A 14626-nucleotide genomic window follows, 5' to 3' on the forward strand; every position below is an offset into this window, starting at 1 on the left:
CTTCGGCTATTAGCAACGGTAACAAAAAAATCCTGCATTTTAAGCAGGATTTTTAAGTAAACTTTATGAGGTTTATATATAGGTACGCTATTTCGTACCACTTGCACCAAATCCAGATTCTCCACGGACCGTTTGAGATAATTCATCTACTTCCACTAATTGAATAGAAGGAACAAATTGAATAACCATTTGAGCAATGCGCATTGATTTTTCTACGATAAATGGTTCTTGACCATGGTTGATTAAAATAACACCGATTTCGCCTCTATAGCCTTCATCTATAGTGCCTGGGCTATTCAGTACAGTTACACTATGCTTTAATGCTAATCCACTTCTTGGTCGAATTTGGGCTTCCGTTCCCTTAGGTAATTCAATCTGTATACCTGTCTTAATGAGTTTGGCTACGCCTGCTGGGATTTCTACTGCTTCTATGGAATAGAGGTCCATGCCTGCATCACCAGGGTTGGCTTGTATCGGTAGCATGGCATCAGCGTGAACTTTTTTAATTTTTACTTCTAGATTCATTGTTCTTCATCCTTAACGATTAAAATTGAATGTGTCATCTGTGATTGGCGCAACTTTTGCCTTGGCATAGGTAGCACCTTTTTGTGAAAAGAAATCATATGTGGAGCCTTCATTACGAATACCATTCATCACAATTGGATTAACTTCCTCTTCTGGGAACATGGCTTCAAAGCCGACATTCATTAAAGCTTTATTTGCATTATAACGTACATATGCTCGCACTTCAGGTGATAATCCTGTTTCCGCATAAATATCATCTGTATACTTCATTTCATTTTGATATAAATCTAATAATAGCTCATAGCCCCATAAATGTAGCTCTTCTTGCTTTTCCTTTGAAAATTGCTTGAATAAATTTTGAGCAAAAAATCCAACTGCTACCCCATGGATAGATTCATCGCGCAAGATGAGTGAAATAATCTCGGCACTGTTTCGTAGGAAGCCTTGTCCTCCTAAGTATAGTGGATAGAAAAAGCCAGAATAAAACAGGAAAGATTCAAGCATAACGGATGAAAACATCGCTTTCCATAAGCTCTCTGGATTGCCTTCTTCAATACTATTATAAATGTCTGCTATTTTATTGGCCTTATACTGTAGAAATTCATTTTTCTTAACCCATTCAAATAGCTCGTCGATTTCTTCGTTTGTACAAAGCGTTGTGAAAATATAAGAATAGGACTTGGCATGTATCGCCTCGAATGCATCAAAAACGGTTAGGACAGCCTTTTCCTGTAAATCGTCTGTATAAGCAGCAACACGATTCATCCCGATATTTGTTTGTACAGTATCCAGTAAGGTTAATCCTGCAAATACTTTTTTATATGTGTCCTGATGCTCAAAGCTTTTCCATTGTTTAATATCTTTACTGACCGCAATTTCTTCTGGAAACCAAATTTGCTTCCATTGCTGGTCCCAAAATATTTGGGCAAGCTCACTTGTTGCCTTATTCCAATTGACTGCCTCATAAATTATATTTGACATGCTACACACTCCTCTAAGCTTTGTAATCGTTGACGAACATAGTAAACAGACTTAATGCCCTTTATCCACGCATAAATGTATACTTTAGCCAATTGTTCGGTTGTCCAATTGTCCTTTACATAAAGCGTCATGGAAATACCTTGGTCAACGTGCTTTTGAGAAGCTGCATATAAATCAATTAAATCATAAGGATTCACATCATACGCCTCCACATATAAATGACTATTGTCATTTGTTAAATGAGGCATTGGATAAATGGTTCTACTATCGGCGTAATCACGAACCTCTACGCGCTCTGTACATGGTGCGATTGAAGCCGTACAGCTACGAATATATGAAATACTACCAGTTGGGGCAATAGCCAAACGATAGGAATGGAATAGACCGTACTGCATTACATCCTGCTTTAACGTTTCCCACATCTTGTTTGTGATGATTGGAATATTGCCAAGCGCCTTCAACACAGCAGGCGATAGTTCTTCTTCAGTTTTATTGATATATTGGTCAAAATAGCTACCTGATGCATAATCACTGTCCTCAAATCGGTAGAAGGTTGCAGCTTTTTCTTTCGCCATTTCCATCGAAGATTTCAGAGAATAATAGTTCATCGCTTCCATAAAGTGATCCATGAAATCAATGGAATCTTTTGAGCCGTACAGGATGCCTTCTGTCACGAGATGCCCATGGAGGTTCATACAGCCAAGCCCTACTGAATGCATTAATTGATTGGCTTTTGCAACAGACGGTACATTCTTAATGTGCGTCATTTGCGATACATTCGTTAATAGGTGCATGGCTGTATCGACTAATGCGCCGAAATCATTGACTTTACTTGCTGCATGGATATCGATGGAACCTAAGTTACACGATACATCTAATCCATAGTCATTTGGTTGATCCTGGTCCGTAATGATACTTGTCTCTTGTACTTGTAAGATTTCTGTACATAAATTGGACATTTTGACACGTCCAATATTTTTTAAAGGATGTACCTTATTGACATTATCATCAAAGATTTCAAACGGATAGCCTGATTCAAATTGTGCTTTTTTCACCTCTGTGTAAAGCTTACGTGCATTTAAACGTTTAATTTTACGAATTTTAGGGTTATCAAGTAGCTCGTAGTACATGTCTGAAATGGAAATTTCAGACATACGTTTGCCATATTCTTTAAAAATATCATATGGGCTAAACAAAACGATATCCTTATCACGTTTCATCAGTTCGAAGAAAATACTAGGTATAATAATCCCTGTTGAAAGGGTAGCGAGGCGAATTTTATCATCAGCATTTGGTTTTTTTGATGAAATGAAATTTTCTATGTCTGCATGGAAAATATTTAGATAGACAACACCTGAGCCATTTCGTTGCCCTAACTGATTAGAATAACTGAAAGAATTTTCTAACAGTTTCGCTACTGGGATGACACCACTTGCACGATTTAATATCTCTTTAATTGGATCACCTAATGGACGTAAATCTGTTAAGTTGACCCCAACTCCACCACCAAGGCGTGATAGCTCTAAACAATAGCCAATATTTTCAGCAATACTATTCATGGAGTCATCCATTGATAATTTAAAGCAGCTTACTAATTCACCACGTGCTTTCTTGCCACTATTCAATGCAGTTGGTGTGGCAGGTTGATAGGCTTCCATCATCGCTTCGACAGAACGTTCTGCTAAAGCTGTGTTGCCTTGAGCTAAATACAAAGCAATAATAACAATACGATCCTCATATTTTTCTAAAATCTCTTCGCCGTCACGACTTTTCATAGCATAGCTATCATAAAACTTGCTGGCGCTCATAAAGGATGGGAAACGGAAATTATAATCATAGGCTTTTTTATACAACTTCTTAATAAATTCCATTTCGTACATGTCGATAAATGCTTTCTCATAGTAGCCCTCATCAACTAAATAGCGGATTTTTTCCTCAATATCTATAAAATAACGCAAACGTACGTTGACATACTCTAAAAAGTAGCGGCGCGTAGCTTCACGATCTTTTTCTAACTCAAGTAATCCAGTTGTACTATAACGATTCAGTACGTCATTATTAAGCTTTAAATAGGTTTTCATCTCATTACCCTCGTTTCATAAAACGTTTGTATTGCTTCATAATCTGTTTGATTGCCTCGTAAATCTAATTTCCTTACTAAGGGTACATGATAGGTAGTAGCAATTTTCTCACCAGCAGCGCCAAATACATGATGGCCAAAGTTACTATTGCCACTGGCAACTACTCCTTTACAAAAATCTCTGTTTTTTTCTAAAAAGCGTTGCACCTTCGCTGGAATGTCACCTAAACCATCTGTGTAGGTAATTAAAAGATACGGCTTATTCAGTCGCAATTCTTCAGAGAGCTCGATAGCTTCTGCCTTTAATTTGGATACAACATTTCGGACATTGCCTGTACGACTTGCATAAACGATCATAGGGTAATCAACTCAATTTGAGAAACAATTTCCTGAACATCTCCTATAAAGGTTTCATTCATTTCTAAAACAGGCACACTTAAAAAACCTGCATCTATAATGGTTTGCTTAGCTTGTTCATCGTGATCAATGTTAACAATTTCTGCTTCAAGTCCTGCACGTTGTAATTCAGATTTTACCCACAGGCATTTTGGACAAATTGTTTTCGTATAAAGTTTCATAGAAATCCCTCTTTTCATAAAATAAAAAGGCTATCTCTTTAAGAGAGATAGCTAAAATGGAAACGTTAACATACTAAAAATACCGACGTTCCCATCTCTTAATCCCCGAAGAAATGATTAATTTGTTTTATAAAGGCAGGTCTCCTGGCTTTGCTTCATTCTCTGATTTCCTTCCCATGCGCATGCACAGTGGATGCTATCATCGTCAGCTTAACAGTTGCGGGGACAGCGTCGGAATTGTACCGAACTTCCCTTTTAAACTACATATAGTAGTACCTTAGTAAAACGAACACAATATATTGTTGTTGTTCAATAGTTTTAAGTTTACCATCCTTCAAATGAAAAGTAAATCTAGATTCTAAACTTCTTTATTTTTGGATTATTCAGTATTTTTAATTATGTAGTTCCAAATAGATTACCACTAATCACTTATACCCAAATCAAAAATCTATTTTTAACGATGTACGTGATTTTCTATTAAAATGGATCTAGAATTCTAATTTGAGTTTAAAGAAATCTTCTATTTTATGTACCATTGAAAAATAGTTGTCTCTATCGTAAGTCCTGAAATAATGATCATCTCTTACCCATTTCAAATGATGCTCATTACATTAATAAAGAGCATGCTTTTATCATAACATGCTCTTACCATTCTATCATTGGGATTATAGTCTAACCTTAACCTCAGTCCCGTCCTGAGCTTTGACATCGACTAGCACAAGTCCTTTATAATTTTGTAGTTCCTTGATAATCGGCTTTAACATTTCTTTGTCGATGAGGGGAAAGGTAAAGTCTATTTTCTTTTTATCGAAGTATGCCTTTGTCCACTTATTGGCTTGTTGCTGAATCCATTTAGAAGTTAAAATGGAGAGGACAATGGTTAGCACAGTATAGGGAACAGGGACGGTAAAGCGAACGTCTTTTGCTTTCACTTTTACATGCATCATTCGTCGCCTCTACTCAATGAAGACTGCAACGGAATCTCCGTTTGCTGATTTTATATCTACAATTTGTCCATCTAGTTCATTTTCAATTGCTTCAAGAAGAAGATTGATGTCGATATCTTTTACGTATTTTTCAGATTGCGGAATACTTGCAGCGATGCTGTGTCCTGCCATCAATACGGCTTTGACAAGTTTAATTGGTAAATTTACCGTGACATTATCATTTTCGGTGGATACAACACGGACCTTTAACGTTTTATCTAAATACTTTGTTTTTTCCACAAATTTATTCTCTGATTCTTCTTTCTGTTGTAGCACTTGAATCAGCTCTGATCCTTTATCCGCATCAATTTTGCCCTCTTGAATCATCGTTAACACTTTTGTAATTTCCTCTTTCATGGTCGTTCCTCCCTATTCGTCTTTTAAGAGCTTTATGGCTTCATCTGTTGTGATTTCGCCATTTTCAAGCATGCTTACAATTTTTTTCTCATCTACTTCATTTTTCTTCTTTTGAGCATAGCCAAGGGATGAAATAATATCATTTAGCTTGCCTCGAACTGTTGGATACGAAACCCCCAGTTCCTTTTCAACCTCTTTAATATTTCCTCGGCAGGTTAAAAATACTTCCACAAAATGAAGCTGATCCTGTGATAAGGATGCTAGCTTCGACAATTCAAACTCATTTTCAATGGTCGTGTGACAATGAGAACACTGTAACTTCGTAATTTTTAATGTTTTACTGCAGACAGGACAATTTGTGATTACTTGATAAGCCATAGTGAACTCCTTCCTTTAAGTTAAGCTGATTATATAATAAAGAAATTAAAGATGTAAATAATAAAATTAATAATTTTAATTAAAAAATAAATAAAATTAATATCTTGATTAATTTTATTTATTTTTGTTTCTATATTGCTTTAAAAATTAAGAAAACGCCATTTTTAATTTCTCAAAATGGCGTTTCTGTTTAATTGGGTCTATCCTTCTTTTTTCTTTCCCGCGGGTGTGATGGCAAAATTGCATTGTATAACGCTTGTGAAGCGGGGTGCTGATATGTCCCATCCTTGCCTATCTCCTCCACTAGCTGACCATGCTGCATCACAAGGATGCGATCTGACATAAAACGTGTGGCCTGTAAATCATGTGAAATGAATAGATAAGCAAGCTGTAGCTCTTTTTGAAGTCTTTGCAGTAGCTCTATAATCGTCTTTTGCAAAATCATATCAAGACTACTAATGGCCTCATCTAAAACAATCAGTTTCGGCTTTAATGCAAGAGCTCTAGCAATGTTGACTCGTTGCTGCTGTCCCCCACTTAGCTGTGAGGAATAGTTTTGAGCCATTGCCCACTCTAACTCTACACAGTCTAGTAATTCCCTTACTTTCTGTTGTCGCTCTGCTTTGCTAAAATGCTCGAAATTCAAAAACGGTTCTTCGAGTATTTCGAAAATCGTCTGTTTTGGATTAAATGAATGATAACTATTTTGAAAAACAGCCTGTAAATTTCTTCGTATCATTTTTTTCTCTTTGCTGGGTGCTTCGTATAAATTGACACCTTGAAAGATCAGCTCTCCGTTTGTTGGTCGTTCAATCCCTAAAATAATGCGCCCTAATGTGCTTTTTCCAGAACCACTTTGACCGACGATGCCAAGACATTCTCCTTCCTGAAGTGAAAATGTCACATTCTCTAATACAGGGGCTTCCTGTCCTCGTTTGAATAGAAATGGTCTTTGCGCATAGTATTTCTCAATATTTTTTACTTCTAGTAGCGTCATTTTATCACCTCATAGCATTCTCGCTTGTAAAAGTTTCTTGGTATAGGGATGCTGAGGCGCATCAAAAAAATCAAAAACATTTGCTTGCTCAACGATTTCTCCTTGATACATCACAGCCACATCGTCCGCAAGCTCAGCAATGACACCTAAATCATGCGTGACAAGGAGTATGGTAGCATCTGTTTCTGAGCGAATTTGATTAAATAGTGTTAATACTTGTTTCTGATTGATGGTATCCAGAGCAGTCGTAGGCTCGTCTGCGATGTAGAGGGAGGCCTGTATCGCCATTGACAGAGCAATCATCACTCGCTGTAGCATGCCTCCACTTAACTGGAAAGGATAGTAGGACAAGAGCTGCTCTGGCTGAGGTAAATGAACTTTTTTCAAAGCATCAAGGGCGATCTGTCTCATTTCTTTTTTTGTAAGCTTAAAGTGTGCTTTTAATGTTTCTCGAAAATGACTTTCAATCGTTTGAATATGATCAAATGCAGCGGATGGGTTTTGCAAAATCATCGAAAGATGTCTGCCACGATAAGCTCTCCATTTAGTAGCTGAAACGTTTAATAAATTTTCTTGCAGATAGAGTACGTCCCCTTGGCTGACATGGGCAAAGGACGGTAATGTTTGCATGATGGCATGGCAAAGCATGGACTTGCCACTGCCACTTTCCCCGATAATTCCTAGGACTCGCCCTTTATAAGCTGTCAGGTTGATAGAGGTTAATATATTTTTCTCCCCTATTTTGACTGTGAGGTCTATCACTTCTAAAACTTTCTCCATAACTTCCCCTTTCCTAGTCAAGCCTTTTTAAACGATTTGCTAATTGATTAAACAATAACACAACAAGGATGATGGCAAGTCCTGGATAAAGCATTAATTCAGGATGCTGTCTCATGTATTGCTTTCCTTCATTGATCATCATGCCCCATTCTGGGATCGGTGCCTGCACCCCAAGTCCGATAAACGAAAAGCCTGCAATTTCTAAAATCACCTTCCCGATATCTAATGCGACAATCGTGACAATAGATGGCAATAGATTGGGTATATAATGGCGTCTAATTAATTGGATACCTGTAGTGCCCGTTATCCTAGCAGCTTGAACAAAGTCTTTCTCATTGATGCCAATAAACAAACCTCGGATCATTCTTGCATAATAAATAAGCTGTGTGAAAATGAGCGCTATTAAAACATTTTTTAAGCTAGGACCTAATATACCTAACAGTCCAAATGCAAGTACGAGTGTCGGAAAGGCTAATAAAATATCACATAATCGAATAAAAAGAAAATCAATTAATCCTCTTTTCAACGCTACAAAAGCACCCAGTAGGATAGCTAAAACAATAGCGACTAGCTGAATGATGAGCGCTGAACCTAAAGAATAACGAATACCTAAAAGAAGGCGTGACAAGATACACCTTCCTAAATGATCTGTACCTAATGGATAGTCCCAAGACGGGACTGAAAATTTCTTAGCAATATCGACAGCAAAAGGGTCGTGTGGCATTAAAATTGGCGCCAACAGTCCTAATAAGCCAGTAATGACAAGGAGGAATAGACTGATTAATCCTGTTAAGTTGCCACTTTTTGTTCGTACAAATTTCATTTTTAATCTCTCCTACCCTTCATCATTAGATGAGGGTCCAATAAACGATGCAATATATCTGTACATAAATTGGCAAGCACATAGATAACCGCAATAATTAACACATAGCATTGTACAACTGGATAATCCCTGTTCATAATGGATTCTATTAAGTACCTGCCGAGTCCGGGCCAGCTAAAAACCTGCTCCACAATCACGGCTCCACCTAAAAGATTGCCAAGGGTCATGCCTAGCAAGGAAGTCAAGGGAATAGCAGCATTTCGCAAAACATGACGGATAAGAATCACGGAGCTTTTTAATCCTCTTAGCCGTGCATATTGAACATATTGCTGCTGTAATTCTTCTAGGATGGTTGAACGGATAAGCTGAACGAATAATCCAATTGTTGGTAACGCCAGTGCGAAGGCGGGTAAAACTAAATGAGCAGGTGTGCCCTTCCCGTTTGTCGGAAAGAGTCCTAATTTTAAGCTAAATAAATAGAGTAATAGGAAACCTAACCAAAAGGCTGGAATCGACACACTCAATATGCTAAAGAATCGTATGATTTTATCGATGATGGTGTGCTTATACAATGCGCTTATTACTCCGAATGGAATACTTAGCCCTAAAATGAGGATAAACGCAGCAATAGCTAATTCAATGGTTGCGGGTAATTTCACGAATAGTTCATGTGCCACAGGTAATTTACTAACAAAAGATGTTCCAAAATCTAGCTGGATTATGCCCTTTCCCCATAGCAAATATTGAAGAAAAAACGACTTGTCCGTTCCCAGTTCCTCACGTAATGCCTGAATGGCTTCCTCTGTTGGCGCAACCCTTGCCAAACGTAGTATGACTTCAGCAGGCTCTACAGGAACAAAACGAATAAATACAAAGGTTAGGATGGAAACGCCTAATAAGACAAAGGGCAATGTTAAAATTCTTTTTAAACAAAAGATCCATGTTGATTCATACATGCTGTCACTTCCTACTCAATCCTATGATAAAGAGAGAGCTGTCTCTGCTAGACACACTCTCTCCTCCACTTTTATTTTTCTTTAGCCATTTGTGCATAAGGTATATCATATTCAGATGCACGTGGTGCAAAATCCTTTAGAGATGGTTGATAAATCACATTATTTGTTTCGTAAGAAATAGGGTAAAAGAGTGCCTGGTCATGAAACATCGTTAAAATATTCGTGTAAAGCTGCACGCGTTCCTGTTCATCTGTTCCTACTAATAATTGGTGAATTTTCGTATCGATTTCTTTGGCGTTTGCTAGGCCTAATTTCGCCTCGTACACACCACTAGCATTTGGTGTAGCTGATTCATTTGCAAAGCTATGTGGATCTGTAGGTGGTCCATTGGTACGCCAGAAATTAATATCCACCTGGTCATCCATCAATTTTTGAAGACCGACCATTACATCTGCCCCTTCTAAATTCAACTGAACGCCAATTTTTGCGAGTTCACCTTGCATTAATTCTGCCATTGGTTTTTGAATTGCATCAGATGCAATGTAAATCAAATCTAAAGACAACAGCTGTCCGTTTTTTGAACGAATTTTTTCACCCTTAGGTAATAACCACCCTGCCTCATCTAGCAATTGTTGGGCTTTTTCTGGATTGTATACAATAGGTGCTAAATCTATATTGGCATAAGGAATCGCATCCCAGAACAATGTGTTCGCTACTTTTTCCGTACCATGTGTAATACTGTCGACCATTTGTTCCTTATTAATAGCATATTGAATGGCTTGACGTACCTTTAGCTCAGATAATGGACCAGATTGTGTATTGAATAGCAGTGCTTTCGTAGATAAAGGCTCAGAGGTAGCAGTTTTGTATTTGCCACTGTCTTTTAAATACGTATAGTTATCTAAACTAATAATGCCACGCCCATAAATTAAATCTAATTCTTCGTTTTCAAATGCTAATGAAATAGATTCTGAGTCAGGAATAATTTTTACTTTTATTTGTTCAACTAGTGGTTTTTCTCCCCAATAGTTTTCATTGCGACTAAATAATGCATATTCGTCCTTTTTGTATTCAGTTAATACCCAAGGGCCTGTTCCAATCGGTGCTTTGATAGAATCTTGCGTCATATCATCCTTTGGGAATCCGTTATCCCCTAAAAAACGGAAAGGTCTGACGAAGGCAAGTTCGTTTAAGACTGGATAATAAGGCTCATCCAATTGCAGACGAATTGTAAAATCATCTACTTTTACAACCTCTTTCATGTGGTTAACCATGCCCATCCAAGAATGCATGTCTCGATTCGCTAAAACGGCGTCAAAGTTACGAATGACATTATCTGCATTAAATGCAGTGCCGTCTGAATATTTCACGTCTTTTCTTAGATGGAAAGTATACGAAGTTTTATCCTCAGAGATGTCCCAGCTTTCGGCGAGCTTAGGCGTAACAGTACCATCATCATTGTATTCCACCAAGGATTCATAAACCATTGCTTGGGCAGTCATTTGATTCGGTAAATATGTATGAGGATTCAATGGACCGACATCTAATGGCCAGCCAATCGTTATTATTTTTTCATCTGTTTGGTTTGCTGAGGTCTTTTCCTTTTCTTCATCCGTGCCTGTACAGCCAGCAAGTAAACTGAACGTCAGGACAAGCAGGAAAGGAAGTAAATACTTTGTCAATCTCATTTTCTGTCTCCTATCTCTATTCGTAGTACAAATACATCTACTTGTTGAAGAAGAGAAGGCATAAAAAAACCTTATTCTAAAAAAGAATAAGGACAGAAAAACCCACGATGAGCAAGTCTCCATCCATCTCCCTATCTTTCGTAGATCATCAATGAATCTTCTTACAAGCAGGCATTCTGGCTCATGAATCATCATTTTGTTTCACCTTCCCAAGTACTCACTCAGTGGTATTTGAAACAAAACTCCTCATTTACAGCTGCGGGACAGCATGGGATTTTCACCCATTTTCCTTTTAATTGAATGAAAGACGATTTCACTCAAACTTGTAATGATTGCTATGAAATTAGTAATAAACATAACATGCTCGCATGTTCACGTCAATTTTACTTTCTGAAGATAATATATATATCGACGTAAGATAAAAAGACTAGGGATTTACCCTAGTCTTCGTTATTGGAGAGTAGATGTAGTAGATTAAAAATCATTTCGTTAGCTTGATGTAGATTGTTGTACAGCTTGACGCAACGTTTTAGTAGCAGCAACCATATTCGCTAAAGCTGCAACGGTTTCATCTTCTTTTCTCGTTTTTAAGCCACAATCTGGATTCACCCAGAATTGATAACGGTCCAGCACCTGTAGACTATCTTTCATAATAGCGAGCATTTCATCCTCGCTTGGTACACGAGGGCTATGAATATCATAGACGCCTAAGCCAATTCCTTTTTTATAGGGCTGTACTTGTAGTGAGGTAATAAGTTCCCCATGACTTCGTGATGTTTCTATGGAAATCACATCTGCATCTAGTGCGCTAATTGGTTCGATGAAATCATTAAACTCACAGTAACACATATGTGTATGGATTTGTGTTTCATCTTTGACACTAGATGTCGCAAGCTTAAAGGAATTGACAGCCCACTCTAAGTAAGCCCCCCATTCCTCCTTTCTAAGCGGTAAACCTTCTCTTAACGCTGGCTCGTCCACTTGAATAATTGATATACCTGCGTTTTCTAGTGCTTCCACCTCTTTACGGAGTGCTAATGCAATTTGATAAGCGACATCTTTACGGGACAAATCATCTCGCACAAAGGACCAATTTAATATTGTTACTGGCCCTGTCAGCATGCCTTTTACAAATCGCTTCGTTAGGCTTTGGGCATAGGCGGATTCTTTTACGGTAATTGGTGAAGCCCATGCAACATCTCCATAAATGATCGGAGGCTTCACACAGCGTGATCCATATGAAACAACCCACGCTTTCTTTGTAAAGGCAAAGCCAGTCAGCTTTTCACCGAAATATTCAACCATATCTGTACGCTCAAATTCACCATGAACAAGTACATCGATATCTAATTCCTCTTGTATGGAGATCCAGCGCTTTGTTTCGTCTTCTAAAAATGTTTCATAGGCTTCATTCGATAATTGTTTCTTTCGCCACGCATTACGATTTCTTTTCACTTCATCTGATTGCGGGAAGCTACCGATTGTAGTTGTTGGAAACAGCGGTAATCCTAAGGCTTGTTGTTGGATCGTTTGTCGCTTCGTAAAATTACTGTGTCGTTCAAAATCTTGCTTTGTCACAGTTTGAACGGCTTGATGAATTAACTTATTTTGGCGGATTGGATGTTTTTTTAGAGCCTCAATCGCCTTCATACTTTCTGAAAAATTATGTTGTAAGGAACCATCTTTATCTCGTCTATATTTAGTCAGCCCCGTGATTTCTATGATTTTCTCATCTGCGAAGGCCAGAGACTGCTTTAAAACAGGGTCAAGTTCATTTTCAAGAGAGGTTGTGATTGGAACGTGCTGTAGGTTACTTGATGGTTGAATCCATAGTTCAGCAGCATGACTTAGCTGTTCAATGGCTTGAATCGTCGCATTGACTTCCGCCAGGTTTGAACGCCAAATATCACGGCCATTCACTACCCCTATTCCTAATACTTTATCCTGCGGGAAACCAAATTGACGAAGTGACGCCATATTTCCTTTATAGCCATGAACAAAGTCCAAACCGAATCCTTGAACAGGCAATGTACTTAATGCTTCATAGGCACTTAAAGCTTCGAAATAAGTCTGTAGCATTATTTTAGCCTCAGGAACGGCAGTGGCTAACTGGTCATACATTTCTTTCACCAGCTTTATCTCTGCTGGATCAAGTGTTAAGACGAGGGATGGCTCTTCTAGCTGAATCCAAGTGGCACCTGCATCCACTAATTCTTTTAATACCTGCGTATAGAGTGGTAATAAAGCTAATAAGTACTCAACCTGTGTTAATTTGTTGTAGCCTTTCGTTAACTTATAAAATGTATAGGGACCAATTAGTGTCGGCTTCGCAATGATACCGAAAGTTTCCTTCGCCTCTAAAAAGTCGGCTAACACTTTATTTTCTGTTAGTTGTAAGGCTTGTCCCTCATACTCTGGAACAATGTAGTGATAATTTGTATTAAACCATTTTGTCATTTCACTAGCTACGGCTGTTTTGTCTCCTCTTGCTACACTGAAGTAGGTATGAAAATCGACTTTACCACCTTGCCAGTTAAAGCGCTTTGGAACTAAACCAAACATCAAAGCTGTATCTAACATTCTATCGTAAAACGTAAAGTCGCCAACTGTCACCATATCGATTCCAAGTTGCAGCTGCTTGTTTATTCTTGATAAACGGATTTTCTTTAATTTTTCCTCAAAGTCCTCCTCAGAAAGTTCATTGCGCCAAAATGCTTCTAGTGCTTTTTTCCATTCGCGTTCCTCCCCTATATAGGGATAACCGATCAATGTACTTGTATAGTTCATGTTTTTAAGCTCCTTTTTTAGAAAAAATAAAAAGCCATTCTCCTATTAGGAAAATGGCTGCATGTTAAAATTAATAATGCTAAAACAATACGAAAAAGTATCTACTTTCGCATAAACGTTATCGCACAGTGCCTATTTGGTCACTTTTCACCACCTATTTCCACGTAGGTATTTGGTGTGTACTAGAAATTGGCAGGTCTCCTGGCTTTCCATCAACACGCCTCACAGCCTTCCCAGTTTCCCCAGTGGCATTTGTGATTTGCTCCGAATTACAGTTGCGGGACAGCGTCGGATTTGCACCGACTTCCCTTTTAAGCCAAACTTTCATTTGGCACCAAGTCTTACACAATATTCAATTATGCTCCTACTATAGCACATATTTCAGAATAGTAGAAATTATTTTTCAACTATTATATAAATTATTTCTATAAATATTATAGGAATTGTTGTATAGTACTAAATGAAAATAAGGTTACATTGTATTCTGTAAAAAAATTTGTTACTATAAAAAGACAATTATGAGAGGACTGATGAATGGACAATGAAGAACTAAACTATATTTTTATTTGAATTGAATGATTTCAAACACAAAATATAGGGTTAGTCTATCCATTTTTAACTATCAGTTTGCATTTTATTTGTCATGACACAAATGGCAAATCGCATTTATTCAGAGAAAGACTAATCCTTCCAATGTACAATTGGAGGGT

At 37.8% G+C, this 14626-nt stretch carries 14 protein-coding genes and 3 riboswitches; all 14 genes read right to left on the bottom strand.

Going from position 1 to position 14626, the window contains the following annotated elements; all coding sequences use genetic code 11:
• Window positions 1-87: 87 nt before the first annotated feature.
• The 14 genes from dut to metE all read right to left on the bottom strand — a co-directional run bounded on the left by dut (window position 88) and on the right by metE (window position 13916).
• Window positions 88-525, bottom strand: coding sequence for a dUTP diphosphatase (gene dut / locus AAJG31_RS01805; protein WP_048392753.1), 438 nt, complete (start codon window positions 523-525; stop codon window positions 88-90).
• A gap of 12 nt (window positions 526-537) precedes the next feature.
• Window positions 538-1506 (bottom strand): class 1b ribonucleoside-diphosphate reductase subunit beta, encoded by a 969-nt coding sequence (gene nrdF / locus AAJG31_RS01810; protein WP_004229921.1) that lies wholly within the window; start codon window positions 1504-1506, stop codon window positions 538-540.
• Window positions 1494-3587: a class 1b ribonucleoside-diphosphate reductase subunit alpha gene (gene nrdE, locus AAJG31_RS01815; protein WP_279495061.1), complete on the bottom strand. Its 2094-nt coding sequence runs from the start codon at window positions 3585-3587 to the stop codon at window positions 1494-1496. Before nrdE ends, nrdF begins: the two co-directional genes overlap by 13 nt.
• The gene (gene nrdI / locus AAJG31_RS01820; RefSeq protein WP_205443573.1) at window positions 3584-3943 is read right to left on the bottom strand and encodes a class Ib ribonucleoside-diphosphate reductase assembly flavoprotein NrdI; all 360 of its coding nucleotides are present in this window, start codon (window positions 3941-3943) and stop codon (window positions 3584-3586) included. Before nrdI ends, nrdE begins: the two co-directional genes overlap by 4 nt.
• Complete coding sequence (locus AAJG31_RS01825) at window positions 3940-4164, bottom strand: glutaredoxin (protein WP_205443572.1); 225 nt, start codon at window positions 4162-4164, stop codon at window positions 3940-3942. The genes nrdI and AAJG31_RS01825 overlap by 4 nt, the downstream gene beginning before the upstream one ends.
• 116 nt (window positions 4165-4280) lie before the next feature.
• Window positions 4281-4459, bottom strand: a riboswitch (cobalamin riboswitch).
• A gap of 370 nt (window positions 4460-4829) precedes the next feature.
• The gene (locus AAJG31_RS01830) at window positions 4830-5111 is read right to left on the bottom strand and encodes a hypothetical protein (RefSeq protein ID WP_048392756.1); all 282 of its coding nucleotides are present in this window, start codon (window positions 5109-5111) and stop codon (window positions 4830-4832) included.
• A 9-nt stretch (window positions 5112-5120) separates the two neighbouring features.
• Entirely contained in the window at window positions 5121-5507 is a 387-nt protein-coding gene (locus AAJG31_RS01835) for a hypothetical protein (RefSeq protein WP_016991732.1), read from the bottom strand.
• Window positions 5508-5519: 12 nt separating this feature from the next.
• Window positions 5520-5885 carry a DUF2089 domain-containing protein gene (locus AAJG31_RS01840; RefSeq protein ID WP_004229931.1) on the bottom strand — a complete coding sequence of 122 codons (366 nt, stop codon included), beginning with the start codon at window positions 5883-5885 and terminating at the stop codon, window positions 5520-5522.
• Between the two features lie 190 nt (window positions 5886-6075).
• On the bottom strand, window positions 6076-6882 hold the full coding sequence (locus AAJG31_RS01845) for an ATP-binding cassette domain-containing protein (protein WP_131520206.1): 807 nt from the start codon (window positions 6880-6882) through the stop codon (window positions 6076-6078).
• A 9-nt stretch (window positions 6883-6891) separates the two neighbouring features.
• The gene (locus AAJG31_RS01850) at window positions 6892-7662 is read right to left on the bottom strand and encodes an ABC transporter ATP-binding protein (protein WP_259950770.1); all 771 of its coding nucleotides are present in this window, start codon (window positions 7660-7662) and stop codon (window positions 6892-6894) included.
• A 13-nt stretch (window positions 7663-7675) separates the two neighbouring features.
• Window positions 7676-8485 carry an ABC transporter permease subunit gene (locus AAJG31_RS01855; protein WP_227744871.1) on the bottom strand — a complete coding sequence of 270 codons (810 nt, stop codon included), beginning with the start codon at window positions 8483-8485 and terminating at the stop codon, window positions 7676-7678.
• Between the two features lie 2 nt (window positions 8486-8487).
• Window positions 8488-9441, bottom strand: a complete 954-nt coding sequence (gene nikB, locus AAJG31_RS01860) for a nickel ABC transporter permease (RefSeq protein WP_115673607.1) — start codon at window positions 9439-9441, stop codon at window positions 8488-8490.
• 71 nt (window positions 9442-9512) lie between these two features.
• The gene (nikA, locus tag AAJG31_RS01865) at window positions 9513-11129 is read right to left on the bottom strand and encodes a nickel ABC transporter substrate-binding protein (RefSeq protein WP_066036744.1); all 1617 of its coding nucleotides are present in this window, start codon (window positions 11127-11129) and stop codon (window positions 9513-9515) included.
• A gap of 148 nt (window positions 11130-11277) precedes the next feature.
• Window positions 11278-11471, bottom strand: a riboswitch (cobalamin riboswitch).
• 147 nt (window positions 11472-11618) lie between these two features.
• Window positions 11619-13916: a 5-methyltetrahydropteroyltriglutamate--homocysteine S-methyltransferase gene (metE, locus tag AAJG31_RS01870; RefSeq protein WP_279495054.1), complete on the bottom strand. Its 2298-nt coding sequence runs from the start codon at window positions 13914-13916 to the stop codon at window positions 11619-11621.
• A gap of 173 nt (window positions 13917-14089) precedes the next feature.
• Window positions 14090-14270: riboswitch (cobalamin riboswitch) on the bottom strand.
• Window positions 14271-14626: the final 356 nt, after the last annotated feature.

The sequence above is a fragment of the Lysinibacillus sp. BS3 genome (assembly GCF_039614735.1).
Classification (GTDB): domain Bacteria; phylum Bacillota; class Bacilli; order Bacillales_A; family Planococcaceae; genus Lysinibacillus; species Lysinibacillus capsici.

What these genes read in the sequence shown, in the direction of transcription:
- dut (WP_048392753.1), bottom strand. Translation starts at nt 525, where the DNA reads ATGAATCTAGAAGTAAAAATTAAAAAAGTTCACGCTGATGCCATGCTA.
- nrdF (WP_004229921.1), bottom strand. Translation starts at nt 1,506, where the DNA reads ATGTCAAATATAATTTATGAGGCAGTCAATTGGAATAAGGCAACAAGT.
- nrdE (WP_279495061.1), bottom strand. Translation starts at nt 3,587, where the DNA reads ATGAAAACCTATTTAAAGCTTAATAATGACGTACTGAATCGTTATAGT.
- nrdI (WP_205443573.1), bottom strand. Translation starts at nt 3,943, where the DNA reads ATGATCGTTTATGCAAGTCGTACAGGCAATGTCCGAAATGTTGTATCC.
- AAJG31_RS01825 (WP_205443572.1), bottom strand. Translation starts at nt 4,164, where the DNA reads ATGAAACTTTATACGAAAACAATTTGTCCAAAATGCCTGTGGGTAAAA.
- AAJG31_RS01830 (WP_048392756.1), bottom strand. Translation starts at nt 5,111, where the DNA reads ATGATGCATGTAAAAGTGAAAGCAAAAGACGTTCGCTTTACCGTCCCT.
- AAJG31_RS01835 (WP_016991732.1), bottom strand. Translation starts at nt 5,507, where the DNA reads ATGAAAGAGGAAATTACAAAAGTGTTAACGATGATTCAAGAGGGCAAA.
- AAJG31_RS01840 (WP_004229931.1), bottom strand. Translation starts at nt 5,885, where the DNA reads ATGGCTTATCAAGTAATCACAAATTGTCCTGTCTGCAGTAAAACATTA.
- AAJG31_RS01845 (WP_131520206.1), bottom strand. Translation starts at nt 6,882, where the DNA reads ATGACGCTACTAGAAGTAAAAAATATTGAGAAATACTATGCGCAAAGA.
- AAJG31_RS01850 (WP_259950770.1), bottom strand. Translation starts at nt 7,662, where the DNA reads ATGGAGAAAGTTTTAGAAGTGATAGACCTCACAGTCAAAATAGGGGAG.
- AAJG31_RS01855 (WP_227744871.1), bottom strand. Translation starts at nt 8,485, where the DNA reads ATGAAATTTGTACGAACAAAAAGTGGCAACTTAACAGGATTAATCAGT.
- nikB (WP_115673607.1), bottom strand. Translation starts at nt 9,441, where the DNA reads ATGTATGAATCAACATGGATCTTTTGTTTAAAAAGAATTTTAACATTG.
- nikA (WP_066036744.1), bottom strand. Translation starts at nt 11,129, where the DNA reads ATGAGATTGACAAAGTATTTACTTCCTTTCCTGCTTGTCCTGACGTTC.
- metE (WP_279495054.1), bottom strand. Translation starts at nt 13,916, where the DNA reads ATGAACTATACAAGTACATTGATCGGTTATCCCTATATAGGGGAGGAA.